We start from the raw sequence: 26330 nt of genomic DNA on the forward strand, positions 1-26330 counted from the left end.
ATTCCTCCATGCCTTCTCAAAACGTATAAATCAATACGCCCAATACCCGATGGTTGGTTATCGAATGTGTGTCATGAATCCGTCCGCCATCTTGCAAATCCACATGGCCATACCATGCGATGGAAGGGCTATATTCAACACCTAATTTCCAGTGCGGAAGATTATACGAAAGCTGCAGGTTGGTCGTAAATACCTGATCTACGTCCAGACCTACGCCATAGGTTTTGCCTACCAGTGCCTCATTCGCTCCCAAGTTCTTCAAATAGCCTAAGAACAAACCCGGTTTCCATTTCTTTCCGTACACGATATTCAACCAAGAAGTAGAGAAAAGATACGGTGAATATTCCTGTTCGCCGGTACGTGGGTCGATAGAGGTGACGCCGTAACCACCCAACATACAAGTTTGTGTCAAGTTAGAAGCCAGCAATGTTTTCGCCATCACCAACCAATTCGCGTCCTGATATTTCACGTGCGCCTCGCCGGATACGGAAGAAACCCGCTCGCTGACTTTATAAATCTTGCCATCCACCTCGTTCTGCGTTCTCGGCACCAACGACAAGATCTCCATACCGGCTCCTACCTGCCAACCGGGTTTCTTATAATCCACCCCGAGATAGACTTCCGGCACGCAACTATTCTTGATATATTCCTCGCTCTTTCCGTTCGGTCCGGCCGATAGATATTGCAACTGCCATAGAACCGACCCGGTCAATTGCCACCCATTGTCCGTATAACGATAACGAATTTGCGGGCTGCGGTTAAAGGGCTGGAACGGAGCGCCGGTAGAAAGATTCAACATCTGTGGAAAGACCTCGCCAAATAGCGGATGCCATGTCTGTCCGATCAAGACAGCGGACTTGCCCCAATCCAGATTCACATAGGCATGACGGATACGGAGCACCGCCCAATTGCTACCCGAACCCCGGAAATCGGCCTCTAGTTTCAAGGAAGTCTTGGCCGAACCAACCTTCGGTCCTTGTACATCGATTCCCAAACGGGAGTAAAGCAGGTAAAAACTACCGTTCGGACTAGCGTTCAAGTCCTTGCCATCCGCATCCAACGCCACGTCCTTCGGATATAGGTGGAACAAACCATCCACGATCTCGGCGTTCGCACGGGAATTATAGAACAAGTCTCCACGTACCTGTCCGTAAAATTTGTAAGAGAAGTTTTTCTTTTGCGCCTGTACGCATACCGCCATACATAGGCCGATCAAAAGAAGCAAGTTGCGTTTCATTTCCATTCCGGTCAATCTATCTTTAAAAATAATACATCATCAAACCTAATATACGATGATTCGTTATCGCATGTGTTTGCTCGATACGTCCGCTCTCTAAGTCGGTCGTGCCATAATAAGCTGTCGCCGGACAATACTCGAAACCGAACTTCCAATGCGGTAAATTATACGATACGTTTAAGCTGACGGTTATTAATTGATCGATATCCAATCCCATACCATACACCTTATCCGCTGAGACCAAGGACTTCCCGGTTCCCAAATTCTTCGTATATCCGACGAAAACTCCCGGTCTCCATTTCGTTCCGTAGGCGAAATTCACCCATGTCGTAGAATGGCGAAAAGGCGTATATCCCTGCTCGCCCGTACGGGAGTCCACCGAGCTCACCCCGTAACCGCCCAATAAAGCGGTATGATCCAAGGCTGAGGCCATCAAGGTTTTCGCCGCAAAGGTATAGTTTCTTCCGCTATACTTCAAATGTGCCTCGTAAGAGAATGCGGTCATTCGCTCGTTCACCTTAAAAGTTTGCTCCTTCCATTCTGTGGAAGTACGGGGTTTCAAGGAGATCATATGAGCGCCGAGCCCCATCAACCAACCATCCGCAGGGGTAAAATCCGCCCCCACGAACATCTCCGGAATGCAACTATTCTTGATATAATCCTCGCTCATGCCTTTCGGTCCGCTGGAAAGGTATTGTAATTGCCACAACACGGAAGCCGTCAATTGTACCCGGCTATTCGCCTTATACTGGTAACGGATCTGAGGGCTACGGTTGAAAGGCTGGAACGGCGCTCCGGTGGAAAGATTCAAGACATCCGGCATCACGGCGCCAAACAAGGGATGCCACGTGATCCCTACTAATACCGCCGATTTTCCCCAATCCAAGTTTACGTATGCCTGCCGGATACGTAACATCGTATTACTACTGGAAAAACCGCCAAAGTCCGTCTCTATCTTAGCGGAGGAACGAGCCTTGCCGATATCGGGACCCGTCACGTCCAAGCCCAAGCGGGAAGTGAACGTATAGAAACTGCCATTCGGCGTGGCGTTCAAATCCTTGCCATCCGCATCAAAACTCTTATCCAAAGGATAGAGATAAAAGTTCCCATCGATCGGAGCCATATTAGCCCGGGAATTGTAGAAAAGATCTCCACGGACGAAGCCGTAGAATTTGTAAGTGAAGTTTTTTCTTTGCGCTGTCGTAGAAAATAAGGCTAGCATCCCCACGAGCAACAGGGTAATCCGTCTCATTATAATTCAGTTTGTTATTTTTCTTACCTTATAAGCCGCGAATGTATATATTTTTATGGATTCAATTTGAAGAAACGAAATATTATTTGTTCCTTTGCTTCCAAGTTGTAAGCCTTAAAGGTCAAATTAGATTAATATTGTAAACACCAGATAAAGAAAATGAGTACTAAAAAGTTTTTGCTAGAAGAAAAAGATATACCTACGGCATGGTATAATATCGTAGCGGATATGAAGAACAAACCGCTGCCGATCTTAAATCCACAAACTAAACAGCCCTTAAAGGAGGAAGATTTATATCCTCTATTCTCGAAAGGCGTCTCTCATCAAGAAATGAACACGACAGACACATGGATCGAGATCCCCGATGAAGTACGCGAGCTTTATAAGGTATGGCGACCGACTCCGTTGGTTCGTGCCACTGGATTGGAAAAAGCGCTGGATACGCCCGCCCATATCTATTTCAAGAACGAGAGTGTAAGCCCGATCGGTTCACATAAGTTGAATTCGGCCTTGGCTCAGGCTTATTATTGTAAACAAGAGGGTACGACAAATATCACGACCGAGACAGGCGCTGGACAATGGGGTGCCGCTCTTTCTTACGCGGCAAAAGCTTTCGGCTTGGAACTTGCCGTTTATATGGTAAAGGTTAGTTACCACCAGAAGCCCTACCGTCGTTCGATCATGCAGACTTTCGGAGCACAAGTTGTTGCCTCCCCAAGTATGAGTACGAAAGCCGGACGCAAGATCTTGACAGACCATCCTAATTATCAAGGTAGCCTAGGTACCGCTATCTCCGAGGCGGTAGAGTTGGCCATGCAGACACCGAACTGTAAATATACATTAGGTAGCGTATTAAACCACGTTATGCTGCATCAGACCGTTATCGGACTGGAAGCTGAGAAACAAATGGAAATGGCTGGCGAGTACCCTGATGTCGTTATCGGTTGTTTCGGGGGTGGTTCCAACTTCTCCGGTATCACATTCCCATTCCTGCGCCATAAACTAACGGAAGGTAAGGATATCCGGGTTATAGCAGCGGAACCGGCATCTTGCCCGAAACTTACAAGAGGGCAATTCCAATATGACTTCGGAGATGAGGCTGGCTATACCCCGCTAATCCCGATGTTTACGTTGGGACATAATTTCTCTCCAGCGAATATCCATGCGGGAGGTTTGCGTTATCATGGCGCCGGCTCCATCGTCAGCCAGTTGATGAAAGACGAATTGATGAGCGCCGTGGATATCAAGCAATTGGATACCTTCAAGGCCGCTACTTTATTCGCGCAAGCGGAAGGAATCATACCGGCCCCGGAATCATCCCACGCTATCGCCGCGGCTATCCATGAGGCAGAGCAAGCCAAGATCGAAGGTAAACCTCGTACGATCTTGTTCAACTTATCGGGCCACGGCTTGATCGATATGGCCGCTTACGACCAATATCTATCCGGTGATCTAACAAACTATGAGGTAACGGATGAGGAAGTAGCTAACAATTTGAAAGATTTGGAGAAAATCATCTGATAAAAACAAGAAAAGGGGCGATACCAAATCGCCCCTTTCCCTTATTTGTCTATGAAAGTCTTAATTTAAAGTATGTATTATGAGAAAATTTCTTCGTAATTAGTACTCGGGATAATCATGTTCTGGACATTTAAGCTAAAGTTTTTCTTCTTCTTATCCCACATACCGTAATTTGTCTTTATCTCTCCACTTCGATCATCATATTGATAAGTGATCTGATAGAATGGAACCCATTCGTCGTTTGTCCGATCCCAACGAAACGCTTTCTTCTCGGAAACCTTGCCGTTCTCGTTGTACTGGAACTCATATCTTACCTGTTTGTTCAACAGTCCGTTTTCCTGTAAGAATACCACTTTAGAGATAATCTTACCATTCTCCTCTTTTGTATCATATAGATAATCTTTAGGAGACGCTGCGCTTATCGCTAAACTACACATGAAAGTAAAAACTAGCGCAAGAATACTTTTACCCCAAACTGATGTCTTCATACTATTTTAATTTATAAGGTTACTATCATTTTGTACCGCGAAGTAAGGAAGTTTCCCGACAATCACCAAAAGCAAAGTGACAAATCGTTAGCAATATCACAATATTTAACACATTTAAGACCTTCATTCCCTTCGATTCCCCCATGTTTACTGACATATTGTAAACCAAATCGTAAGTTCCCCCGATTTTTAAATATCTATTATTTACCACCAGCCGGATGTAACTTTCAAAAGAAAACTTTAGACACCGCTTTTTTAATAAATTAAAAATCTATTGATTAATAAATATATTCTTACCTTTGCAAAGGCAGAATGCAAATTGATTTCTTGACATGCGACAAATAATGAAACTATTTATCACATCCTTTCTTTTTATCCTATTCTCAGGATGTACAAAGGATGTATATGATCCTTCCGATAAAATTCCGGGAGAAGGTACTAATCCATTCTCAAAGGTAACAATTTCCTCTAATTTCGATTGGTCGATGATACAAATATCCCACCTTACCGTACAATCTTTCGACCCCTATGATGGCACCTATAATTATCTGGTAGAAGTATTTGATAAAAGTCCGGAAGATCAAGATGCGAATCTTCTCGCTACCGGGGTTTGCTCAAAGAAAACGCTTTTCGATAAGAAAATTATCTATCCAAAGGGAGAGTCGGATCAAGTTTACATACAATTGACGACCCCTACCGGATATCAAGTTACCGCTCCTGTCACCTTAACACCGGGTAATGATAATGTCTGTGCTTTCGATTCGTTAGCCGTATCGCAGGAAACAACCGCTACTCCGGTTAGCCGTACCCCGACCCGAAGCGTGTCTTCCACCTATACATTTATAATAGAAGACTCTTTCCCTAATTATGGAGATTATGATTTTAATGATGCCGTGATAAAAGTCCAGATGGAAACTTCCATGAAAGACGATTATGTACAATTCGCCAATATAAAACTGACTTTCCGTGCATTAGGTGGAACTAAGCGGGCCGGAGCTTTCATCCATCTCCCCGGCATAAAGTCCAAAGACATCCAAAAAGCCGAGTTAAATGGCTGGACCACGACTCCAGAATCGGAAACCGAGACTCCGGTTTATGCCCTATCGGATGATATACATGGATTATTCTCTTTTCATGAAATGATTAATACAGATAATGACCTTCCATATAGGGGAAAGCAAGAACGTTTGATCACCTTTTCGTTCGCAGCCGGTGCCTTAAAAGATTTGACCATTGATGACATCGATCTTTTCACGACCGTATTAAAGCGGGAAGGAGAGGTCTTACGCACGGAAATCCACCAACGTAATTATAGCTATACCCCCAAAGGGGTCAGATACCGTTATTACTCAAATGATAATTGCATATGGGCCTTAATGATACCGGATGATTTCAAATACCCTGTGGAACATGCTTTTATTGGTGATGCCTATCCGGATCTATTGAAATGGGTAAGTGGAGATAGCAAACATGTACAATGGTATAAAAGTAAGAATACGGTTGATAAGTGGATTTATACCCGAGAACAATAACAACCTAAAATCCTCCGTAAAATGAAAACGACCGCCATCTTATTTCTTGCCTATCTGGCTTTATGCGTTCAGTGCTCAGTGCCGGAAAACAAGAGCACGAAAAAAGAGATTAGTACTCAACCGATAAAGGTGGGTGTATTCGATGGGCATGGAGGAGCACAGACCTGTATTTGGGAAACTGTCGCCGCTATCCGGCTGGACCCGGAAATGGAGGTATGTACCATTACTACAGCAGATATAGCTAATAATGTGCTCGATTCGATCGACGCTATTATTATCCCGGGAGGAAGTGGCAAAAGTCAGTACTTAAACCTAGGGACCTTAAATCAACAACGTATCAAGGACTTCATCGCTAAAGGTAAAGGGGCTGTCGGGATCTGTGCCGGAGCCTATCTATTCTCGAATACTCCCGATTACACCTGTATACAGCTAAATGGACAGCAAGCGATCGACATCGAGCATGACAACCGAGGGCATGGATTAGCGAAATTCACCTTATGCGAGGAGGGTAAGAAGATATTCCCCGAATTAGCCGACCGCGATACGAGTTTCGTCATTTACTATGAGGGACCGGTATTTATAAACAATCCGGCTGATACGATCCAAAGCAACACGCTTGCCATCATGGAAAGCGATGTGCATGAGGAAGGAAACGCCCCGGCTAATATGACAAACGGTAAGCCATTCTTCGTAGCCAATAACTACGGGAAAGGGCGTGTTTTTAGTTCCATCGCCCACCCCGAAGGTACTCCCGGCATGATGTGGATGATCCCCCGGATGGTACGTTGGACCTTGAATAAGCCTTTTATCCCTTATCAATCCTCCGCCGTACGTCCAGACCTGTTCAATCATGAATCATTAATGGCTACCGATGATTTAAAGCAGGAAGAAAAAGCCTTTCAAATCCTTTTAAGCGGAGAAAGCGAGCAAAAGGTTGCCGCCTTGGATTGGCTGGAAGCACATCATTCATGGGATGCCAAACGATGGGTACAAGGATTGCTTTATGACGCTTCACCCGCCGTCCGTATCCGGGCAGCCCGGTATATAGCGGATACCCATTACTTACCTTTCTTACCCAACTTACAGGCGGCCTACCGGACAGAAACCGATAAGGCGACCCAAGAAGAATTAAAGACGCAGCTGGAGAAACTAACAGCCCTACTTCCTTAGGCTAGGGAGATTTAAACTCTCCCTAGATATTCATCTACCGTATAGTTTAAGAAACGATTGAATGGTAATAACAATTTAAAGTCATCCACCGCCTTATCCATCCAATCCGTAGCGTAAAAGAAATTATCCGGCTTATAAGACACCACGCTGAAATCCTTATGCTTCATGATATAACCATAAGGGGAATCCATTGGATAGCCGGCAGGCATGCGTTTCAGCATCTCCCCCTCTAACACCGGGAATGTTTTCTTAAATGTAGGTTCCTCGATAATAGCCGTAAATTCCTCGATATGATCGTATATATCCTGACGAAGTTTCTTTAATAGCGCAGGTGGCGGGCACCATACACCACCGGAAAGCAAGCAACCTCCCGGCTCCAGATGGATATAATAACCACCCCGTTCGCTGGCACGACCACCTTGGGAGATGTAAGCGGCGAAATGACATTTATAAGGAGTCTTATCTGGAGAGAAACGGATATCCCTGTATATCCGGAACAAACAATCTTTCGCCTCCAACCCGGCTACCTCGGGATCGAATAAGGAGATACGACCGATTAAATCCTGCACCTCATCAATAAAAACCTTACGTAGCGCATCGTAACGACTTTTATTGTCTTGGAACCATTCCCGATTGTTATGGCTCCTCAACTCTGTCAAGAACTCTATGATCTGTTCATTCATAACTTTCTATTTTTAATCCTTACAAATGTAAGAAATATTAGAAACTGTAACCCAGATTCAGATAAAATTGCAGGTTATTATTCCGGTTCGACAATCCGAAGTTCGTATTCATCGGACCGAACATACTATTATAGGCATAACCGATGCTGCCTCCCCATACACTTTCTCCCTTGAGCAGGTCGAAGAAATTATCCTCATGGATCGCATAGTTGGCTATCAATGAGATATAGTGCCGCTGCCCGATACGCTGACGTAAGTTCAAACGGACGATCGCCACGGAATTATCGAATATCTCCATCCGATTGATCCCCGCGAACGGTAACTGCTGGGGAAGGTACCTTTCCGGCATATCGCCTCCCACCACATTCAAAAAGGGATAAGCCGGATCTTTCCCGATCAACACGCGACCATCGATAGACGGCAACAGACTCAAATGGGAAGTCAGCGGCAATACTGAAAGGAAACTGAGTTTCAAAGCGGAGAAGAAGGTATGTCCCTTATAAGTCACGAAGTTATCCGTATAAATGGAATAATCCGCTTGCAGAGAAACGCCTTTACTCGGGAAGTAACGGCGGTCCAAGGTTTCCAGATGGGCCTGAGCGAAGTAACTGATAAAGCCTTCCGGTTTTACTTGATACTTTTGGTTTTCCGCCGTATAAAGGAATGAGTTATAATCAAAATACTCATAACGGGCTCCTAGCTTCAACTTGAAATTCAGCCAGTTCATGTCCGAATATCCAAGTTCCACGAAATGGTGGCGATACGTCGTATTTACGATTTTATCCCCCCGGTTATAGACGTCGAGATCATGGTACGTGAACATGTAAGACAGATTGATGTTACGCAAGGAATTACGCTCTATCGCATAGTCCACTCGCCCATACATACGTTTCCCGATCCTTCCCGTTACGGAGAACTTCGAATGGTAACAAGCCCGATTGTCAAAAGTAGCATTCAGCAACAGGGCGACGATATCCTCACTATTAAAATTCAAGCCCACATTAATCGCACTATTTGATTTTTCCTGTACCGTAAGCACCAAATCCTCCTGCCTCTCACCGACCAATTTATAGCTCACATTCGAGTAAAGATTTGTACCGATCACGATAGACATGGCTTCCTGCAATTTCTTCACGGTAAGCAAGCTATTCTCTTTCAAGCCGCTGATTTGCGTCAACCATTTCTCATCACGAGGATCTATACCTTCAAACAAGACACGCCGGATATGAAACGTATCGGTAGGGGCTACCGGATAGGAATGTACTAATCTCTTTCGGTGCATATCCGAACTATCGGATAAAACAATCTTCTTCTTTAAGGCAAGAATCTCATCCCATTGCTTGCGGGCGACTTGCTCACCCCGGTCAATCAAGGTATCCAGGGCCGTCTCCCCAAAACTAGCGGAATTATAAGGGTCTGTATTCGGGCGGAACAACAGATCGGTTTGTTCCTTATTCGGTCCGTATTTCTCATAACCATGCAAGGCGATGATCTGCCCTACGATATCCCAAGGGGTATTTATCCGCTCCAACTGTTTCAAGTCGCTAGTACCCAGATCTACGCCAATAATGATATCCGCCCCCATATCCCGTGCGACATCCGCCGGATAGTTATTCTTGATCCCACCATCTACCAACACCATGCTATCCAAACGTACCGGTGCAAACACGGCAGGAATCGCCATACTGGCACGCATAGCCAACGGAAGACTTCCATGATGGAAAACATATTCTTGCCCGTCCACCACATTCAACGCCACACAAGCGAAAGGTATATTCAATTGATTGAAGTCCACGGAATCATGATAACCGATCGTTAAATCAGAGAAAAGGTTCTGGAGATTTTGACCTTTTATCATCCCTTGGATCGTTATCTCTTTTTTACTCCGGCCAAAAGGAAGGGAAAAGACATATCGCTCGGAATTCTCTTTCTCCGGAAAAGTAAGGTTACTACGTTTCACACGGTCACTTAGCAACATGCTCCAATCCTGCCAACGTACCATGCTATCGATCTCAGCGGCAGTATAGCCAACGGAATACAAGCCACCAACGATAGCTCCCATACTGGTTCCGGCAATATAATCAATCGGGATACCGGCCTCCTCCAATACCTTCAACACCCCGATATGAGCGACACCTTTCGCCCCACCGCCTCCCAGCACCAAGCCAACCTTTTTCCGCTCAGCCATCACAGAAGGCACCAACATCAACCCAACCAACCACAATAAAAGGAACTTCCTCATCTAGATATTCTTTCCGGCAAATGTAGCTGGTTTACTCGAAAACGCAAACGGATTCATCTAGAATAAAACGTATGTTTACCTATATATAAAGTTTATCGCTATCTCATCTATTCTATAAACCATGCCGTGAACTGTATAAACCAAGGCGTGGTCTGCACATTCCACGGCGTGGTTTATACAGTTCACGGCGCTGATTTAAGAATAAATACTTATTCGCTATGGAATGTATAGGTTATCGGAGAACTATTTCAACAGGAGAGGAACATTTTATTTCCGGAACATAAGTGGGCAATAGATAGTATTTGATACAGTCTCCCTAGAATTAATAGGCATTTCTCTCTAAAATCGATTTACGTATTATGAATCAGGTATGTACGTGTTTATCAAAAAATAATATAGCCATCAACTTACTTTTTTCCAGCAAGGTAGCAGCCGGAGCAATATATTACTTTTTCTTTTTCAGCAGCATGACCACAGGATTCGACTCTTCATCCAAGTTTGCGGCGATCTCCTTCAACTTTCCTTTTAGCTGGCCTTTCTCGTAAGCCTCAACTAAGTCCGGGGCATCTAGAGTTTGGCAGATAGCTATTTCGGGGTTTCTTGGCTCTGATGTTAGAGAGACTTCTTCCTTATTAATGAAATCATCATTGTATAGAATATAGCTGAATAAGGCATTTTCTTGTTTATCATACACCAGATCTTCACCAAGGAAACCTTTAAACGTCGTAAAGTCAACCTCTTTTCTCATGGTTCTCATGAAACAGTAGCGATCGGTGATGACGGTTGGAAAAAGAAATACTTTAGTATCCATGGAGGATATGGAAGGGCTTCTTACGATAAAAGGACTCAGATTACCATCCGGCAAGTAATGGAATATGGTATCAGACGATGTATTGACAAGTATCCATTTATCCCGATCCGGAAACGTAAGATAAAATTCCGGCGTAATGATAAACTCCCCTTCTGTTACAACCGGAGTCTCAGTCCCCTTAGAGGGAATTTGGATCTCATGGGTGATACGGCCATCTTGTTTGGAAATAATCAAATGGCACTCCCGCTTGCCTTTTTCCGATGGATAACTCTTATAGCAAATCAAATGATCACGATCATAATTAAATATATAATTATAATAACTGGTATCCGTGAACTTAAAACTCCTTTTATAGTTTCCTAATAAGTCATAGACACCTATTTTTCTCGCTGGATTATCCTTGACGAATATCTCATCGTTACCCTCATCCAAGACAAGCCCTGTAAGCTGCGTGTATTCCTCACCGCTTTGCCCTAAACGGTTTATCTTCCTTAGTCCCTTTCCGTTTCTATCGAAAACAAGAATATCCCCATCACTGCCCCGATTCGTCACCAGCATGATATCCTTTCCGATCGCTTTCACGGCACCTTTAGTTATAAAATCATCCGTGGTTTCCAACGCGATGTATTCCACGTCCACAAGATCTTGAAGTATCAGTTCCTTTTCCGGATAATCGGCCATGACATCAACCCTTATAAGGTTATCGACAGAGGAAGCGGACCGATTGCCACATCCCATACATCCGACTAAAGCGAGTAGCATAGCCACTGCGTTCGTAGTTAATTTTCTCATTTTTTATGATGTTTAAAGTCTTTCGTTCGATGTCATTTCTTGCTCTTTAGCGCTTTCTCTTTGTTCATCATCCGTATCATCTCTTTTACCTCATCGGATGTCTCCGGCAGTTGTTGGATCAGAGATTGGAGTTCATTTATAGAAAGCTGGCTTTTCCGGTTATCTGGAGCCAGCATGGTTTGCTCCGTGATACCCCGTTTGGACATATCCGAATTTAATGACTCCAAGAAAGGCCGGGTAAAAGTCAAGTTACTCAGATCCGACTCGTTTTTCAACAGTTCCTTCGCGTAAGTCACTTGAGCGAATACACCTCTCTGTAGCTCCTCCGCATTCTTGAATCCGGAGATATCCGGATGGCTATATAGGTTCGCAATCTCACGAAGCAATTCTACACGAGTACCCTTCACCTCCCACGCCCGATAAAGCAGACGAGCCGCCTCCTCTATCTTACCCGAGCTTCTGGCGCTCATGGCACGAATCTCCATGACCATCTCCGATTCCTCCGGCAATTGATTGATCAGGTTACGCAAATCCACGATAGATATCTTGCTCTTTTTCCCATCCGGGTCTATCATAGTCTCCTCCGCCACATTACGGAAAAACATATCCTCATAGAAGGATTGCAGAAGCGCCCGGCTAAACACCATCGTCCTCTCGTCCGCTTTTTTCTTTAAGCTCTCATTCATATAAAGTACCAAGATAAAAAGACCTCGCTGACGATCCTCTTCACTCTGGAATTTAGACACGTCAATCTCACTATACATATGCGAGATCGCCGCTAGGAAATCCAGTCGTTCCGGATTCTTCTTCCATGCCTCATAGTAGAGACGGGACGCTTCCTTGTATCTCCCGTCTTTTTGGTAAGTCTCCGCACGGAAGGCCAATAATTGATTTACCAAGAAACGATTGGGTTCCAATCCCTTTTCCGCCCGGTCAAATAAGTCGTAAGCCCGCTTCCGGTCATACGTCTTACCCAAGGCGGAACCCAATAAGAGGCATACCTCGACAGAGGTCGTATCCTGCTCATATGCCATATCCAAGATATCTACCGAGGGCATATACAGACCGGCATAATACTTCGAGGCTCCCCCATATTTCAAGGTAAGGTAGGTGGAATCACCATCAGCCAACAAACTGGAATAGACAGAATCCGCCTGAACAAATTGTTTCACGATATATAGCCCCAATCCTTTACTACGCAATAATTGACGATTCCCGGGATTATAAAACAAGGCGGTATCGCAAATCGCTATTCCTTCCGATATATAATCCGGGCTACTAGCCCCCATCCGATACAATGAATTCACTAACGCAACCGCCAACCCCGCATTCTCACGATTCAAGTTATACGCCTGAAAATAAGCGGTCGTAGCAGAAGGATATTGTTCCATTCGAGTATAGCAATCGCCAATCGCACGGTATAAGACAGTATTATCCTCATTCTGAGCTTGCAATTTCTCATAGGCATCAACTGCTTTCTCATACTCCCCCAATTGGAAATACAGACGTGCCAACTGATAATTAGCGTAGAAGTTCGAGCTATCGGCGGATAATACCTGATGAAAATATCGCTCGGCATCCTCCGCACGGCCTAAGTTCGTCGCCGTCCGAGCCAAGATGTTTAAGATATCCAAGTTCGTCGTATCCATAGAAAAGCAAAGACGGTAATAGTCATAAGCCTTCTGATACCGAAGCATACCCTCATAAGCCTGCCCGATAGCGTTCATAATCTCATAATTCGAAGAATCAGCTAGTGTAAGGCTATCAGCATGAGCGATCACAGCCGCATATTGCTTACGGTTCACCAAGTCTTGCCAATTAAACTCTTGAGCATTTCCGGGAAAAATAAGGCAACAAAGTAACAGAACTGTAACTAAATTACATTTCGCATTCATATCTGTATATTTTTAAGATTACTGATTAAGCGACCAACATAGCCTCTATTCTTATTTCACTGTAACCGGAAAGTAATAGGCACCGTATATAAGACGCGGACCGCCTTTCCGTCCTGACGACCGGGAGTCCACCGGGGCATCATTCCGATGACTCGCAAAGCTTCCGCATCCAAGGAGGGATCTATTCCCCGTATGATTTTAGGTTCCACGATATTTCCTTTCTTATCTACCACAAACGAACAGATCACACGACCTTGCACTCCCGCTTCCTGCGCATCCGTCGGATACTTTATGCTTTGAGCGATAAACTTTAATAATTCACGATCCCCTCCGGGATATTGCGGCATCACGTCCACTACCGTCAAAGTCTCTTCCTTCATTTCTTCTACCGGACTTTTCAAACGGAACGTAATCGGGACCGTATATTTCACGGCGACCGCCTTTCCACGTTGCATTCCCGGATTCCAGCGAGGCATAGTGTTTATTACCCTTACGGCCTCCTCATTCAATAAAGGAGTCACTCCCCGAAGCACCTCCGGATTATTGACAGAACCATCACGCCCGACGATAAACGAGCAGATTACACGCCCTTGCTCCCCGTTATCCTGGCTCTCTTTCGGATACTTTATATTCGTGGCTATGTATTTCAACAACTCCGCATCCCCACCCGGAAAACTAGGCATCTTCTCTACCACGGTAAATACTTGCTCGTTCATCTCACGGGATTTGGAAGATAAGGACAAATGGGTATTATTTGTCATATCAGCAGCCAAGACCTCTTGGGACTCCCTTCCTTGATAGCTGCATCGCAAAATCGCATTCGCAGGGACCTCCAAAGAGAAAGCCCCTTTCCTATCCGTGATAGTCCCCTCTTTACCGCCCTTCACCACAACTGATGCCCCGATCAAAGGCTGCCCAGTCTCATCAACCAGAATGCCCGTAGCCGTCACCACAGCGTTCGAGACCGTAGCCTCATTCGCCAGACGGACAGTCAAACGGGCTACCGCCTCGATATTACTTAACAGCATCAAGATCCCTACCAATGGAATAAATATCAGATATTTCGTACGTACGATACCCGGGCTCCGCTTCTTGTTCATCATCATAATCCGGTTCTTCAGATGCAGCACATTGAAACTATTATACAAAGTAGTAACGGACTGATGATGAGCCAATCCCAATAAATGGTATTGATAGCTCTTACTATCGTAACCAGACTGGATCACCGTGTTATCCGCCAGATACTCCAGATTATGCCTAACCTCACGCTTCAATAACCATACAAAAGGATTAAACCAGCAAGCCATACACATCATCTCGCTCAAGATCACGTCAATCGAGTGCCATTGGGATACGTGCGTACATTCATGTGTCAATATCTCATCCGTTTCCTTATCCGAATGACTCTCCGGATGCAAGAAGACCATACGGAAAAAGGAGAATGGCCCGGCGGCCTTCCGCAACGCATAAACCGGAGTTTCATGAATAACAACACGCTCACTGGTATGAGCCAACCATAAGATACTGCTTAATTGCACGAGAAAACGTCCGCATAAGAACGCTACGATCCCCCAATAAATAAACCCCAAAGATCCCAACAACCATCCATACCAATCCACGGACGCCGCGGCATCCGCTTTCGCCGTCGCCTCAGGCAACATAGCGGAATACATATAAATCACGTCCGCTATAGGCTCTTGTTGCCTTACCCAATCTTGGATGTTCAGCAAAGGATAAAACAGAGCCAAGCCAAAGAACGCCAGCAAGATCGCACGACGTAGCTTGAAGAACGTGTCCTTATAGAAGAACAACCGGTAGAAGGCGTAAAAGAGTACAAAGGCTACATTTACCTTCAATAAGTAGGCAAATTCCGGTGTCATGGTATGTGGGATTTAGGTTATTCTTTTCCTTTCTCAATCAAATCGATGATATCCTTTAAATCATCCGTAGAGATTTTCTGATCTTTCGCAAAGAAAGAAACCATTTCTTTATACGAGTTAGCGAAATAATTCGTTACCACGCCCCCAAGGAACGTACGTTTATATTCCGTTTCCTCTATCAAAGGACGGTATTCATACGTATTTCCATAACGTTTCGCCTTCACGTACTTCTTTCGCTCCAGATTCTTGATCACGGAAGCGAGCGTCGTATAAGGAGGTTTCGGGTCCTCGTATTTGGCCAGCACATCTTTCACAAAACAAGGACCGATCCGCCAAATCCAGCGCATCGCCTCTTCTTCCTGCATCGTTAGCTTCTCCATAAATCTTATCCTTTTATTTAATGTATATCCACAAAGCTACGAAATAGTCGTAAACGGCATGCGGAAGGCACGTTAATTAACATTAAATAAGAATCACAAGACCTGCAATCGTGAATTATTGCAACTTAAACGTGATCGGCACCGTATATTTCACGGCTACCGGCTCGCCTCTTTGCGTGCCCGGTGTCCAACGAGGCATCATTTGCAAAACTCGAACCGCCTCTTGGTCTAATGCCGGGGAGATTCCTCTAAGGACCTTGTAATTCGTAAGCGTTCCATCCTTCGTTACCACAAACGAACAAATCACACGCCCTTGCTCTCCTTTGTCTTGGCTCTCTTGTGGATACTTTACATTCTTGGCTATAAATTTCAAAAGCTCCGCATCACCGCCGGGAAACTTCGGCATCACCTCTACTACCCTAAATACCTGCTCTCCATTTTCCAGCGTATCTTCGTCCTCCGCTTCCACCTGTACTTGCTCTTGTTTTTCTGCCTTTGTTACATCTGTCGGAACACTTTCTTCTTTTTGTTCCGAAGACTGTCCGCATCCTACGCACATCGCCAAAGCGAACAGGATGATCATTGTGTTCATAATCGCCTTTTTCATTTTCAATCCGTTTTAATGTTATTTATACCGTTATTACACATACTTACCAACCTCTAAGCATATCCGGATATTACGTTGGTTTCGCAAATATACGAAATGCTCGTAATATAAATATAAACAATACATTAATTAACACTAATAGCCATCAAAGGCATAGAAAAGATAAAAGAACACGATTATTTACCGAACAGTTAAAATACACAATATGCCCACTTTGCACGTAAATATTAGTATATGGCTGATATCTAAGCAGTTATACATACACGCCTATTACCGATCCAATTACTATCTATAATAAATCAGATTACTATCAATAGTAAATCAGATTTTCTATAGATAGTAACCATGAATACTATAGCTTCTATCGCTAGATTATTACAAGAAGTACAACCGAGCGATACATATCGAAGTCAGATAAGCGAATAAAACACAAAAACCGGATTGCCCTCCTCTCCTTTTAAGTCCAACTCCTGCGGAATCGTGATCGAGCGAAGCGATTTATATAAGTTTAGCTCATACGGGGTCACTACTTGTACCAGCTCATCTTTTATGACCCTCCCCCAGACCGGGAAATTCCGATAACTTCTCGTACCCTGCATGCCATGTTGAAGGTTCGCATCCGCCAGTTCATAGATAGAACCCGGCATCACACATTTTTCCACAAGTGTCTTTCCCGTCTTTTTATCTACAGAGGCTATATAATAGCCTTGGTTATACAATAAACGGAAATAATAATGTCCCGGAAACTCAATCATATCTTGCACAAAGATATCCTTGGGGTCCTTTTTTTCAATTCGCAAATTACTCATGTCCGTAACATCCAACGAACGAATCACTTCCGCATCCGAGTTTTTCAGATCAAGGACACAAGCCGCACTTATTCGATCCGCCGAGATACAGAAGACCGTATCATTACTACCGGTCTTAAACAACACAGAGTTTTGCGCATCAGAATAAGCGGGGGCGATACTTGTCGTGAACCCGCTCTTCTCATGGGGTAATAAAAAGGAATAAAAATCATTCTTGATCGCTATCGTATCCCCTTTCCTCGAAAATAGGCCTAATCCGAATCCTCCTCCGTTGAAAGGCTGAAAAGGGAATGATATGGCGGCGAAACGATCCTTTCCGATATGACGCATATAGATTACCGAATACTCATGGGTGGATTGTCCGATAAATTCACCTTCCAACGTATATTCCCAAACTCGATTATTACTAAATAAAAAAAGGCGATCATTACGTTCGTCCACTTGGATACATGGCAGAATACCTCTAAATTCACCCGGCCCCTGCCCTTCTTTTACCAACGTCCGGATAAAACGCCCTTGCCGATCGAACAGGACGATACGGGGCTCTTTTACGGGAAGCACATAGATATATCGATCTGTCACGGCATAATCATAAACTCCGTCTATCAACGAGGCATCATCCGTGGTCACCTCTAAAGGGACAAAAGTAACCCCCTTGATCTCATCGCCTAATCCCAATAGCCCCGGTTTATCCATCCCCCCTCTTATATCTGCGGTTAAAAGAGAGGACGCTTCCGTTGGCGAAGAACCGCATGACGCGAAACAAGAAACGACAAAAACACTATTTAAATAAAACAAGATAGAGGCTAACTTTACACTTTTCATAACCATGCTTTTTTGCCTCCAAAAATATCCCGCATATCTCACAAATCACATGATAAATGAGAACAAAAATGAGAACAAACCTGCCAAAACAGCTATAAATACATAATAATCAAAAACTTGAGATAAACTCCACAAATGTCTCCGTAGAACCTTCTTTCTTAAAAATCTTCCGGAATAGACGAGGACGAAGTACCGAACTATTATATTTCAATACCCGTGTGATCTGGTTGGCGGGAACGCCGATCTTCGTAAGCATACAGACCTTCAACTCCGTATCGGAAATAGCAGGATATAGTTTTTTCAGCCGTAAGGTAAAGTCATCATAAGCCTTATTCAACAAAACCTCCAAAAGCTCCCAATCCTCAGAGATAATCTTGCCGGCATCCCGATCGTGAAACTTCTCATAGACCTCCGATTTCCGCAAGATCGCGACAGATAATAAATGCTTACTCTCCTTATTATGAATCGACTCGTTACAAATCTCCAGCCGTTGTTTTTCCAATTGTAAGGAAACCAACATCAACTCTTGATCCTTTTCTTCCTTTATTTTCGTAATTCTCTTTTCCAAAAGGGCGATTTGCCGTTCATTCCCTTCTTTTTCTTCTCGCATACGTTGTTGCTGGCTAGCAATCGAGCGTCGCAAGGCTTCTTCCCTTCGAAGAGCGTTTTCCTGCGTATTTCTCCATCGCCGATAAAGGAGGAAGCAAATAAATAGGATTATGCCGATAATAAATGCGTACAGATAACGCTCCTGTCCCCTTTGCGATAGCATCAATTCTTTCCTATATAAGTCCTCACGAACCGGCCTTACATCATACCGGGAAGTGATCTGATAAATCGATTCTCTCGCTGACAGCGATCCGATAGAATCCCGTAACGCCTCGTATTTCTTGACTTCCTCCAGTATCCGGCCTTGTCCGGCCGTATCATTCAAGAGCTGATATTGGGCACTCGCTTTTCTCAAAAAAGACATAGCCTTGCCATATAATTCCTGCTCGGCGTACAGCCTCCCTATCTGGTTATATAACCGTCCCCAAAATTCGTAATCCCAATTCCCTCCCTCATATTCCAACGCACGTAAATAGCATTCCAAAGCTAGGGACGGTTGATCCATATCCTCATAGACCTTCCCCCGGTAAAACCAAGCTTTGGGTGGCCAGTAACAGCCTCGTGTCGTCCTATAATAATCCGTAGCGATAGAGATTATGGAATCCGATGTATGCCTCAATCCCGCCTCATCCCGTGATTCGGTCCATAACAGACAATAACGGGCTTTCTCTCGAAGCGATAATCCATTGATATCCCTCACTTTCTCTAATAACACCAAAGCACTGTCCGGATGATGCGGAATCAATTTCTCTACCTGCCAGAACAGGTTGCCATGCTTGTCACTCCTATATGAAAAAAGCACAAGAACCAAGATCACGATCGTAAATAATAAGATCGTAAACTTGATCCCTATGGAAAAATGCCGTGGCCCATTCAAATCCTTACGCATATAGGCAAATGTATATAAATTATTCATAAGGAAAGCCTTTTCCTTCCGCATTATTCCATGTGTCGGGACACATGCCCTGACCTCTCCCATTAATGCAGAAATATTTCTTTAATCGTTTGCGCAATATATGGATTTAGCATACCTTTGCGTGATAATTACATAGTTTAAGTAGAAATTTCTAAATACAATTAAATAACTTAAATTATTATCTTATGTGGTTACTTAATTCTTCTATCGGGAAGAAGCTGATAATGAGTATATCAGGCCTCTTTCTTGTTCTGTTCTTATTGTTCCACCTGTCGATGAACGTGACGGCCGTTTTCTCCGGAGAGGCTTATAACATGGTTTGTTCGCTGTTGGGCTCTAATTGGTACGCTGTGGCAGCTACTCTCGTATTGGCCGCAGGCGTTGTGATCCACTTCGTGTACGCTATCATTCTTACCTTGCAAAACCGTAAGGCACGTGGTAACGACCGTTACGCTATCAACGCTCGTCCGAAAGGCGTGGAATGGGCATCTCAGAACATGTTCGTTTTGGGTTTGATCGTTATCCTGTTCATGCTGTTGCACTTCAGCCAGTTCTGGTATAAGATGATGTTCGCCGAATTGATCGGTCATCACGAAGTTGCATTGGGGTCAGCTATGGTATCTCCACAAGACGGAGCCGCTTTTATCAACTATTACTTCCAAGGTAATGCCGTGATCACTGTTCTTTATTTGATCTGGTACGTGGCTTTGTGGTTCCACTTGACTCACGGGTTCTGGAGCGCTATCCAAACAATTGGTTGGAATAATACGATCTGGATGAACCGTTGGGAATGTATCTCTAAGATCGTAGCTACGGTTATTTGCGGACTTTTCGCGATCATTACTATCATCTTCTTCCTAAACGGAGTAGGTGCTTAATTGCAAGCTACAGGTTTTATAATTAAGAACTTTTGAAATTAAATCATTATGTCTGAAATAAATTCTAAAATACCTCAAGGCCCGTTGGCTGAGAAGTGGACTAATTATAAAAATCACCAGAAATTGGTGAACCCCGCTAACAAGCGTCGTTTGGATGTTATCGTAGTCGGTACAGGTTTGGCCGGAGCTTCCGCTGCCGCATCTTTGGCAGAGATGGGATTCAACGTATTGAACTTCTGTATCCAAGATTCTCCCCGCCGTGCGCACTCTATCGCCGCTCAAGGTGGTATCAACGCCGCTAAGAACTACCAGAATGATGGTGACTCTGTTTACCGTTTGTTCTACGATACGATCAAAGGTGGTGACTACCGTGCTCGTGAGGCTAACGTTTATCGTTTGGCTGAGGTTTCTAACTCAATCATCGACCAGTGCGTGGCTCAAGGCGTTCCTTTCGCTCGCGAATATGGTGGTTTGTTGGATAACCGTTCATTCGGTGGCGCTCAGGTATCACGTACGTTCTACGCCCGTGGCCAGACGGGTCAGCAGCTTTTGTTAGGCGCTTATTCAGCGTTGAGCCGTCAGATCGGTTTGGGTAAGGTTAAGATGTACACTCGTCATGAGATGTTGGATGTAGTTAAGGTAGACGGTCGTGCTCGTGGTATCATCGCCCGCAACTTGATTACAGGTAAGATCGAGCGTTACGCCGCTCACGCTGTAGTTGTAGCTACGGGTGGTTACGTTAATACGTTCTTCTTGTCAACCAACGCTATGGCATCTAACGGTTCCGCCGCATGGCAATGCTACAAGAAAGGCGCTTACTTCGCTAATCCTTGTATGGTTCAGATCCACCCGACTTGCGTACCGGTGAAAGGAGACTTCCAATCTAAATTGACTTTGATGTCCGAATCCTTGCGTAACGACGGCCGTATCTGGGTTCCGAAGAAACTGGAAGACGCTAAAGCTCTACAGGCCGGAACGAAGAAAGGTAAAGATATTCCCGAGGCAGACCGTGATTATTATTTGGAGCGTCGTTATCCGGCATTCGGAAACTTGGTTCCTCGCGACGTGGCTTCTCGTGCCGCTAAAGAGCGTTGCGACGCAGGTTTCGGCGTGAACAGCACGGGCTTGGCCGTATTCTTGGATTTCTCCGACGCGATCAATCGCTTGGGTAAAGAGGTCGTTAAGCAGAAATACGGTAACTTGTTCGATATGTACGAAGAGATCACGAACGATAATCCATACGAGACTCCGATGATGATCTACCCGGCATTGCACTACTCAATGGGTGGATTGTGGGTTGACTATGAGTTGATGACCTCCATTCCGGGTCTGTTCGCTATCGGTGAGGCAAACTTCTCCGATCACGGAGCGAACCGTTTAGGTGCTTCCGCTTTGATGCAGGGATTGGCCGATGGTTATTTCGTATTACCATACACGATCCAGAACTATTTGTCCGACCAAATCCAAGTTCCTCGCTTCAGCACGGATCTGCCGGAGTTCGTCGAGGCAGAAAAGGCCATCAAGGATCGTATCCAAAAATTGATGAACGTCAAGGGTAAAGAAACCGTAGACACTATCCACCGCAAACTAGGTCATATCATGTGGGAACATATCGGTATGGCACGCGACGCAAAAGGTTTGCAAGAAGCTATCCAGATGCTGAAAGACTTGAAGAAAGAGTTCTGGAGCAACGTATTCATCCCAGGCAACGCAGACAACTTGAATACCGAGTTAGAGAAAGCATTACGTGTAGCCGACTTTATCGAGATCGGTACATTGATGGCACACGATGCTTTGGACCGCGCTGAGTCTTGTGGTGGTCACTTCCGTACGGAGCACCAGACAGAAGAAGGTGAGGCCTTGCGTCATGACGATAAGTTCATGTACGTATCTTGCTGGGAGTACCAAGGCGAGGACAAAGATCCTGTCATGTTGAAAGAGGATTTGAACTATGAGTTCGTTGTTCCTCAAACACGTAACTACAAGAAGTAATAATCATCAATCTCAGAAAAAATTAGAATCATGGATAAAGATATAAGTGTAACACTTAAGGTTTGGCGTCAGAGAGGTCCGAAGGAGAAAGGACAGTTCGAGACATACAAAATTGAGAAGATCAATCAGAGTGTCTCTTTCTTGGAAATGTTGGATATCTTGAACGAGCAGTTGGTCAACGAGGGTAAGGAACCGATCGTATTCGATCACGACTGCCGCGAGGGTATCTGTGGCATGTGTTCATTGTATGTAAACGGACACCCGCACGGACCGGCAACTGGAGCTACGACTTGCCAGTTATATATGCGTCGTTTCCACGATGGAGAGACGATCACGATCGAACCGTGGCGTTCCGCAGGTTTCCCTGTTATCCGCGACTTGATGGTAGACCGCTACGCTTACGACAAAATCATCCAAGCGGGTGGTTTCACATCTGTCAACACAGGTGGTGTACCCGACGCTAATGCGATACCTATCCCAAAGAAGGACGCAGACTTAGCCATGGACGCTGCCGCTTGTATCGGTTGTGGCGCTTGTGCCGCCGCTTGTAAGAACGGTTCAGCTATGTTGTTCGTATCCGCTAAAGTTAGCCAGTTGGCTTTATTACCTCAAGGTAAGGTAGAGGCTGCCCGCCGTGCGAAAGCAATGGTCGCTAAAATGGATGAACTTGGCTTCGGTAACTGTACGAACACACGCGCTTGCGAGATGGAGTGTCCGAAGAACATCTCCGTTAGTAACATCGCTCGTTTGAACCGTGAGTTCATTTGCGCTAAGCTACAAGACTAATATTTGATTAGTATATCATGGAAAAGGCGTCTTTCTCTAAAAGAAAGGCGCCTTTTTATTTTTGTTATATGTTGAAAAACATAATTTAGCACTACAGATCTTGACAGGAATTGAAAAGTCCGTATATTTGCATCGTGGTTTTTTCATAATAGTATTAGATTTAAGGTTAACAAAGTTTGGTTAGGGCTTGTCGTGAGACAGGCTTTAATTGTTTATAGACCTACCTTTTAAACATGGACCACAAAATACTGCAAATAGAGATTGTTTAGCGTCATTTTATCGTCGATCTTTGCCTTTAAAGATCATATAGTATATGCTAATAAGTATTTTATTTGGCTTCTTATGTTATTTTCTCCGGGTGTTGATCAAACACAAGGAAAAAATCATGCGCCAGATAAGACAAATGGTAAAACAAAAATAAAATGGACAAAAAACGAACCACCAGTTCTTTCAGGGCAATGAGCACGGAAAGAAAACTCGAGTCGATCTTCCTTTTCGTAACAGGCCGATGCAACGCCAAATGCGCGATGTGCTTCTATGCCCAAGAAATGGATAAGAAGCAACCCGACCTCACTTTCGATGAAATCAAGAAAATATCAGAAACCGTTGGGCAATTCAACCGATTATGGATATCCGGGGGTGAGCCTACCCTGCGTGAGGATCTACCGGAAATATTGGAGTTATTCTACAAAAACAACCATATCAAAGATGTGAACATCCCTACGAACGGCTTAAAACCAGACCGGATCGTCGAATGGGTAAAACGGTTCCGCCAGAACTGCCCGGATTGTAATATTAACGTAAGCCTTTCCTTGGATGGTTTCGGTACGACCCACGATACACAGAGAGGCGTACAGGGAAACTTCTATAAGGCACTGGAAACCCTGCGTAAGATACAGGAGAATTTCGGAGACGACGGCAAGGTCCTGAAAAATATAGCAACCGTTATCACGAAATACAATATAGACCAGGTAGAAGACTTCATGACTTGGGTATACGGACGTTTCCGTACCTCCACACATACGATTGAGGCCGCCAGAGGCATGACCCGTGACGATGGCGTGAAAATCCTAACCGAGTCAACGCTACGCAAAATACAAGATGACATATCCCCTATCTATTCAGCTTATGCGGATCGGATGGTAGCGGATACCACCGGCTTAAGGAGACCGATCACACGCTTCTTCTATCTCGGCCTTATACGTACCTTATATAATGTGCGTGCCAGCAACATAGATCACCCGACCCCTTGGGGGATGGATTGTACGGCCGGAGAGACTACCTTGGTAATCGACTACGACGGACGTTTTCGTGCCTGCGAGTTACGGGAACCGCTCGGAAATATAAAAGAGTATGGTTGCGATATAAGTAAAGTGATGAATAGCGAAGCGATGAAACTGGAAATAGCCGCTATCGGACATGGGTATAAAGCCAACTGTTGGTGTACGCACGGCTGCTGGATCACCTCATCCGTCATTTTCAATCCACGTAAGATGATTCGCTCCGTATATAAAGGATACCGGGAAACGAAACGATTGAATCATCCCTTAGCCATCAATGAGCAGAAACTACAAACGATGGAAGCCAAATACCATCTGGACATCGAGCGTTTGCGTCAACTGAATATCCGGTAAACAAGACCCTCATAGCCCATAAATAAACGTAGCATGAAAATACTATTAGTAACCAGAGGCTCACAAGGCGACGTCCTTCCTTATTTGGCCATAGCGGCCGAATTGGAAAGACGCGGTCATGAGGTGACCATCAATCTCCCTCAAATATTCGAGGAGACCGTTAAACCCTACGGATTTAAATACGTATTGCAACAGTTTGACGATATCGGCGGCATGATCGATAGCGCAGCGCAAAACTCACATAAATTCCGGCCATTCCTTAAATGGATGCGGAACGTGATCGATAAACAGTTCGATCAATTGATTCCCCTACTAAAAGAGCATGATATTTTAGTATCGACCAACTCGGAATTTGCTGTCGCAAGTATCGCCGAGTATTGCAAGAAACCCTTGATACGTACCGCCTACGCCCCGTTCTTGCCGGGTAAGAAGATTCCCCCGGCCGTATTGCCATTTCCCAAACCCAACCCGATCATCACTCCCGCTATCCTATGGAAGTTGATGAACCGGATGACCAATTTCATGGTCAAAGACACGATCAATAAGAACCGGGCTAAATACGGACTCGCTCCGATCCGCAATTTTGGCTATCACGCGGGAGAGCGTTCATATAATTACTTGCTTTTCAGCCAGCACCTAGGAAACGTAGATCCGGACTGGACGTTCGAATGGTCGATCGGAGGCTATTGCTTCAATGACACTTTTCAATATGATGAGAAGGCTTACGAGGAAATGATATCATTCGTCGACAGCGCTCAAAGCCCTATTATCTTTTTTACCCTCGGGAGTTGTAGTTCCAAGGATGGTAACCGTTTCAGCAAAGCCTTGGTCGATATTTGCAAGAAACATGATTATCGGCTCATCATCGGTTCCGGTTGGGCAAAGACAGGAATCACCTTACAAGCGGATAAACATTTATTCTTAATGAAGCAGCCGGTTCCGCATAATTTGATATTTCCGCACTGCGACGGCGTTATCCATCATGGAGGTTGCGGCACGACCCATAGCGTAGGAAGGGCGGGAAAGCCCCAATTAATCACTCCGTTGATTATCGATCAACCCTATTGGTCCTATCGAATCCACCAATTAGGGTTAGGGCCGGAAGGGGTTAAGATAGCGAAAGCGAGCGAGCAGGAGATCGAACGCAAGGTTTGTGATCTGGTCACCAATCCGCTTTATAAGAAAAATGCCGCTCATATAGGCGAGATGATCCAAAAAGAGGGAGGTATAAAGAATATATGCGACTCTATCGAAAGATTTCAATGAGGCATAAGTTCCTATTAGATTTTATTACATGTTACAAAACACAATTTAGCACTTAAACTATTGACAAATAGCGGTAACTCCGTATATTTGCATAGTGGTTTTTTCATAATAGTATTAGATTTAAG

Annotated in this window: 20 protein-coding genes; 8 read left to right on the forward strand and 12 right to left on the reverse strand. The window is 44.6% G+C overall.

All coding sequences use genetic code 11. From position 1 onward, the window contains the following. Positions 1–16: 16 nt before the first annotated feature. The gene (locus DW033_RS16900; protein WP_057326164.1) at positions 17–1237 is read right to left on the reverse strand and encodes a DcaP family trimeric outer membrane transporter; all 1221 of its coding nucleotides are present in this window, start codon (positions 1235–1237) and stop codon (positions 17–19) included. A gap of 22 nt (positions 1238–1259) precedes the next feature. Then, positions 1260–2489, reverse strand: coding sequence for a DcaP family trimeric outer membrane transporter (locus DW033_RS16905; RefSeq protein WP_057326104.1), 1230 nt, complete (start codon positions 2487–2489; stop codon positions 1260–1262). Between the two features lie 159 nt (positions 2490–2648). Between DW033_RS16905 and DW033_RS16910 the strand changes: the two genes are divergently transcribed. Then, the gene (locus tag DW033_RS16910; protein ID WP_005859947.1) at positions 2649–4010 is read left to right on the forward strand and encodes a TrpB-like pyridoxal phosphate-dependent enzyme; all 1362 of its coding nucleotides are present in this window, start codon (positions 2649–2651) and stop codon (positions 4008–4010) included. 77 nt (positions 4011–4087) lie between these two features. On the opposite strand, the gene DW033_RS16915 is transcribed toward DW033_RS16910, so the two are convergent. After that, positions 4088–4498 (reverse strand): DUF3836 domain-containing protein, encoded by a 411-nt coding sequence (locus tag DW033_RS16915; RefSeq protein WP_005863376.1) that lies wholly within the window; start codon positions 4496–4498, stop codon positions 4088–4090. A gap of 344 nt (positions 4499–4842) precedes the next feature. Here DW033_RS16915 and DW033_RS16920 point away from each other — a divergent pair, with 344 nt between their 5' ends. Continuing rightward, positions 4843–6030, forward strand: a complete 1188-nt coding sequence (locus DW033_RS16920; RefSeq protein WP_233554233.1) for an LruC domain-containing protein — start codon at positions 4843–4845, stop codon at positions 6028–6030. A gap of 21 nt (positions 6031–6051) precedes the next feature. Beyond that, positions 6052–7200, forward strand: coding sequence for a BPL-N domain-containing protein (locus DW033_RS16925; protein WP_005863380.1), 1149 nt, complete (start codon positions 6052–6054; stop codon positions 7198–7200). Positions 7201–7211: 11 nt separating this feature from the next. On the opposite strand, the gene DW033_RS16930 is transcribed toward DW033_RS16925, so the two are convergent. From DW033_RS16930 to DW033_RS16970, 9 genes are all read right to left on the reverse strand, one after another. Further along, entirely contained in the window at positions 7212–7883 is a 672-nt protein-coding gene (locus tag DW033_RS16930; protein ID WP_057326102.1) for a DUF2461 domain-containing protein, read from the reverse strand. A gap of 37 nt (positions 7884–7920) precedes the next feature. Beyond that, a complete protein-coding gene (locus DW033_RS16935) occupies positions 7921–10125 on the reverse strand; it encodes a patatin-like phospholipase family protein (RefSeq protein WP_122382966.1) in 2205 nt (734 codons plus the stop codon). Between the two features lie 445 nt (positions 10126–10570). Continuing rightward, positions 10571–11728, reverse strand: a complete 1158-nt coding sequence (locus tag DW033_RS16940; protein ID WP_122382967.1) for a 6-bladed beta-propeller — start codon at positions 11726–11728, stop codon at positions 10571–10573. A 32-nt stretch (positions 11729–11760) separates the two neighbouring features. Continuing rightward, entirely contained in the window at positions 11761–13623 is a 1863-nt protein-coding gene (locus tag DW033_RS16945) for a tetratricopeptide repeat protein (RefSeq protein ID WP_122382968.1), read from the reverse strand. A 56-nt stretch (positions 13624–13679) separates the two neighbouring features. After that, on the reverse strand, positions 13680–15503 hold the full coding sequence (locus DW033_RS16950) for a TonB family protein (protein WP_005863389.1): 1824 nt from the start codon (positions 15501–15503) through the stop codon (positions 13680–13682). A 17-nt stretch (positions 15504–15520) separates the two neighbouring features. Continuing rightward, the gene (locus DW033_RS16955) at positions 15521–15883 is read right to left on the reverse strand and encodes a BlaI/MecI/CopY family transcriptional regulator (protein WP_005859967.1); all 363 of its coding nucleotides are present in this window, start codon (positions 15881–15883) and stop codon (positions 15521–15523) included. Between the two features lie 115 nt (positions 15884–15998). Then, positions 15999–16490 carry an energy transducer TonB gene (locus tag DW033_RS16960; protein WP_005863391.1) on the reverse strand — a complete coding sequence of 164 codons (492 nt, stop codon included), beginning with the start codon at positions 16488–16490 and terminating at the stop codon, positions 15999–16001. Positions 16491–16900: 410 nt separating this feature from the next. Beyond that, on the reverse strand, positions 16901–18124 hold the full coding sequence (locus DW033_RS16965) for a 6-bladed beta-propeller (RefSeq protein ID WP_122297324.1): 1224 nt from the start codon (positions 18122–18124) through the stop codon (positions 16901–16903). A 109-nt stretch (positions 18125–18233) separates the two neighbouring features. Then, positions 18234–19649, reverse strand: a complete 1416-nt coding sequence (locus DW033_RS16970; RefSeq protein ID WP_172986705.1) for a tetratricopeptide repeat protein — start codon at positions 19647–19649, stop codon at positions 18234–18236. Between the two features lie 185 nt (positions 19650–19834). Here DW033_RS16970 and DW033_RS16975 point away from each other — a divergent pair, with 185 nt between their 5' ends. The 5 genes from DW033_RS16975 (at position 19835) to DW033_RS16995 (ending at position 26205) form a co-directional block, all read left to right on the forward strand. After that, positions 19835–20527, forward strand: a complete 693-nt coding sequence (locus DW033_RS16975) for a succinate dehydrogenase cytochrome b subunit (protein WP_009016611.1) — start codon at positions 19835–19837, stop codon at positions 20525–20527. Between the two features lie 48 nt (positions 20528–20575). After that, a complete protein-coding gene (locus DW033_RS16980; protein ID WP_005859978.1) occupies positions 20576–22519 on the forward strand; it encodes a fumarate reductase/succinate dehydrogenase flavoprotein subunit in 1944 nt (647 codons plus the stop codon). A 30-nt stretch (positions 22520–22549) separates the two neighbouring features. Further along, positions 22550–23305 carry a succinate dehydrogenase/fumarate reductase iron-sulfur subunit gene (locus DW033_RS16985; RefSeq protein WP_005859980.1) on the forward strand — a complete coding sequence of 252 codons (756 nt, stop codon included), beginning with the start codon at positions 22550–22552 and terminating at the stop codon, positions 23303–23305. A gap of 422 nt (positions 23306–23727) precedes the next feature. Then, a complete protein-coding gene (locus DW033_RS16990; protein WP_121961183.1) occupies positions 23728–24939 on the forward strand; it encodes a radical SAM protein in 1212 nt (403 codons plus the stop codon). Positions 24940–24972: 33 nt separating this feature from the next. Next, a complete protein-coding gene (locus DW033_RS16995) occupies positions 24973–26205 on the forward strand; it encodes a glycosyltransferase (RefSeq protein ID WP_036616340.1) in 1233 nt (410 codons plus the stop codon). Positions 26206–26330: the final 125 nt, after the last annotated feature.

This window comes from Parabacteroides sp. AF39-10AC, from assembly GCF_003635405.1.
Classification (GTDB): domain Bacteria; phylum Bacteroidota; class Bacteroidia; order Bacteroidales; family Tannerellaceae; genus Parabacteroides; species Parabacteroides distasonis.

What these genes read in the sequence shown, in the direction of transcription:
- DW033_RS16900 (WP_057326164.1), bottom strand. Translation starts at nt 1,237, where the DNA reads ATGAAACGCAACTTGCTTCTTTTGATCGGCCTATGTATGGCGGTATGC.
- DW033_RS16905 (WP_057326104.1), bottom strand. Translation starts at nt 2,489, where the DNA reads ATGAGACGGATTACCCTGTTGCTCGTGGGGATGCTAGCCTTATTTTCT.
- DW033_RS16910 (WP_005859947.1), top strand. Translation starts at nt 2,649, where the DNA reads ATGAGTACTAAAAAGTTTTTGCTAGAAGAAAAAGATATACCTACGGCA.
- DW033_RS16915 (WP_005863376.1), bottom strand. Translation starts at nt 4,498, where the DNA reads ATGAAGACATCAGTTTGGGGTAAAAGTATTCTTGCGCTAGTTTTTACT.
- DW033_RS16920 (WP_233554233.1), top strand. Translation starts at nt 4,843, where the DNA reads ATGAAACTATTTATCACATCCTTTCTTTTTATCCTATTCTCAGGATGT.
- DW033_RS16925 (WP_005863380.1), top strand. Translation starts at nt 6,052, where the DNA reads ATGAAAACGACCGCCATCTTATTTCTTGCCTATCTGGCTTTATGCGTT.
- DW033_RS16930 (WP_057326102.1), bottom strand. Translation starts at nt 7,883, where the DNA reads ATGAATGAACAGATCATAGAGTTCTTGACAGAGTTGAGGAGCCATAAC.
- DW033_RS16935 (WP_122382966.1), bottom strand. Translation starts at nt 10,125, where the DNA reads ATGAGGAAGTTCCTTTTATTGTGGTTGGTTGGGTTGATGTTGGTGCCT.
- DW033_RS16940 (WP_122382967.1), bottom strand. Translation starts at nt 11,728, where the DNA reads ATGAGAAAATTAACTACGAACGCAGTGGCTATGCTACTCGCTTTAGTC.
- DW033_RS16945 (WP_122382968.1), bottom strand. Translation starts at nt 13,623, where the DNA reads ATGAATGCGAAATGTAATTTAGTTACAGTTCTGTTACTTTGTTGCCTT.
- DW033_RS16950 (WP_005863389.1), bottom strand. Translation starts at nt 15,503, where the DNA reads ATGACACCGGAATTTGCCTACTTATTGAAGGTAAATGTAGCCTTTGTA.
- DW033_RS16955 (WP_005859967.1), bottom strand. Translation starts at nt 15,883, where the DNA reads ATGGAGAAGCTAACGATGCAGGAAGAAGAGGCGATGCGCTGGATTTGG.
- DW033_RS16960 (WP_005863391.1), bottom strand. Translation starts at nt 16,490, where the DNA reads ATGAAAAAGGCGATTATGAACACAATGATCATCCTGTTCGCTTTGGCG.
- DW033_RS16965 (WP_122297324.1), bottom strand. Translation starts at nt 18,124, where the DNA reads ATGAAAAGTGTAAAGTTAGCCTCTATCTTGTTTTATTTAAATAGTGTT.
- DW033_RS16970 (WP_172986705.1), bottom strand. Translation starts at nt 19,649, where the DNA reads ATGAATAATTTATATACATTTGCCTATATGCGTAAGGATTTGAATGGG.
- DW033_RS16975 (WP_009016611.1), top strand. Translation starts at nt 19,835, where the DNA reads ATGTGGTTACTTAATTCTTCTATCGGGAAGAAGCTGATAATGAGTATA.
- DW033_RS16980 (WP_005859978.1), top strand. Translation starts at nt 20,576, where the DNA reads ATGTCTGAAATAAATTCTAAAATACCTCAAGGCCCGTTGGCTGAGAAG.
- DW033_RS16985 (WP_005859980.1), top strand. Translation starts at nt 22,550, where the DNA reads ATGGATAAAGATATAAGTGTAACACTTAAGGTTTGGCGTCAGAGAGGT.
- DW033_RS16990 (WP_121961183.1), top strand. Translation starts at nt 23,728, where the DNA reads ATGGACAAAAAACGAACCACCAGTTCTTTCAGGGCAATGAGCACGGAA.
- DW033_RS16995 (WP_036616340.1), top strand. Translation starts at nt 24,973, where the DNA reads ATGAAAATACTATTAGTAACCAGAGGCTCACAAGGCGACGTCCTTCCT.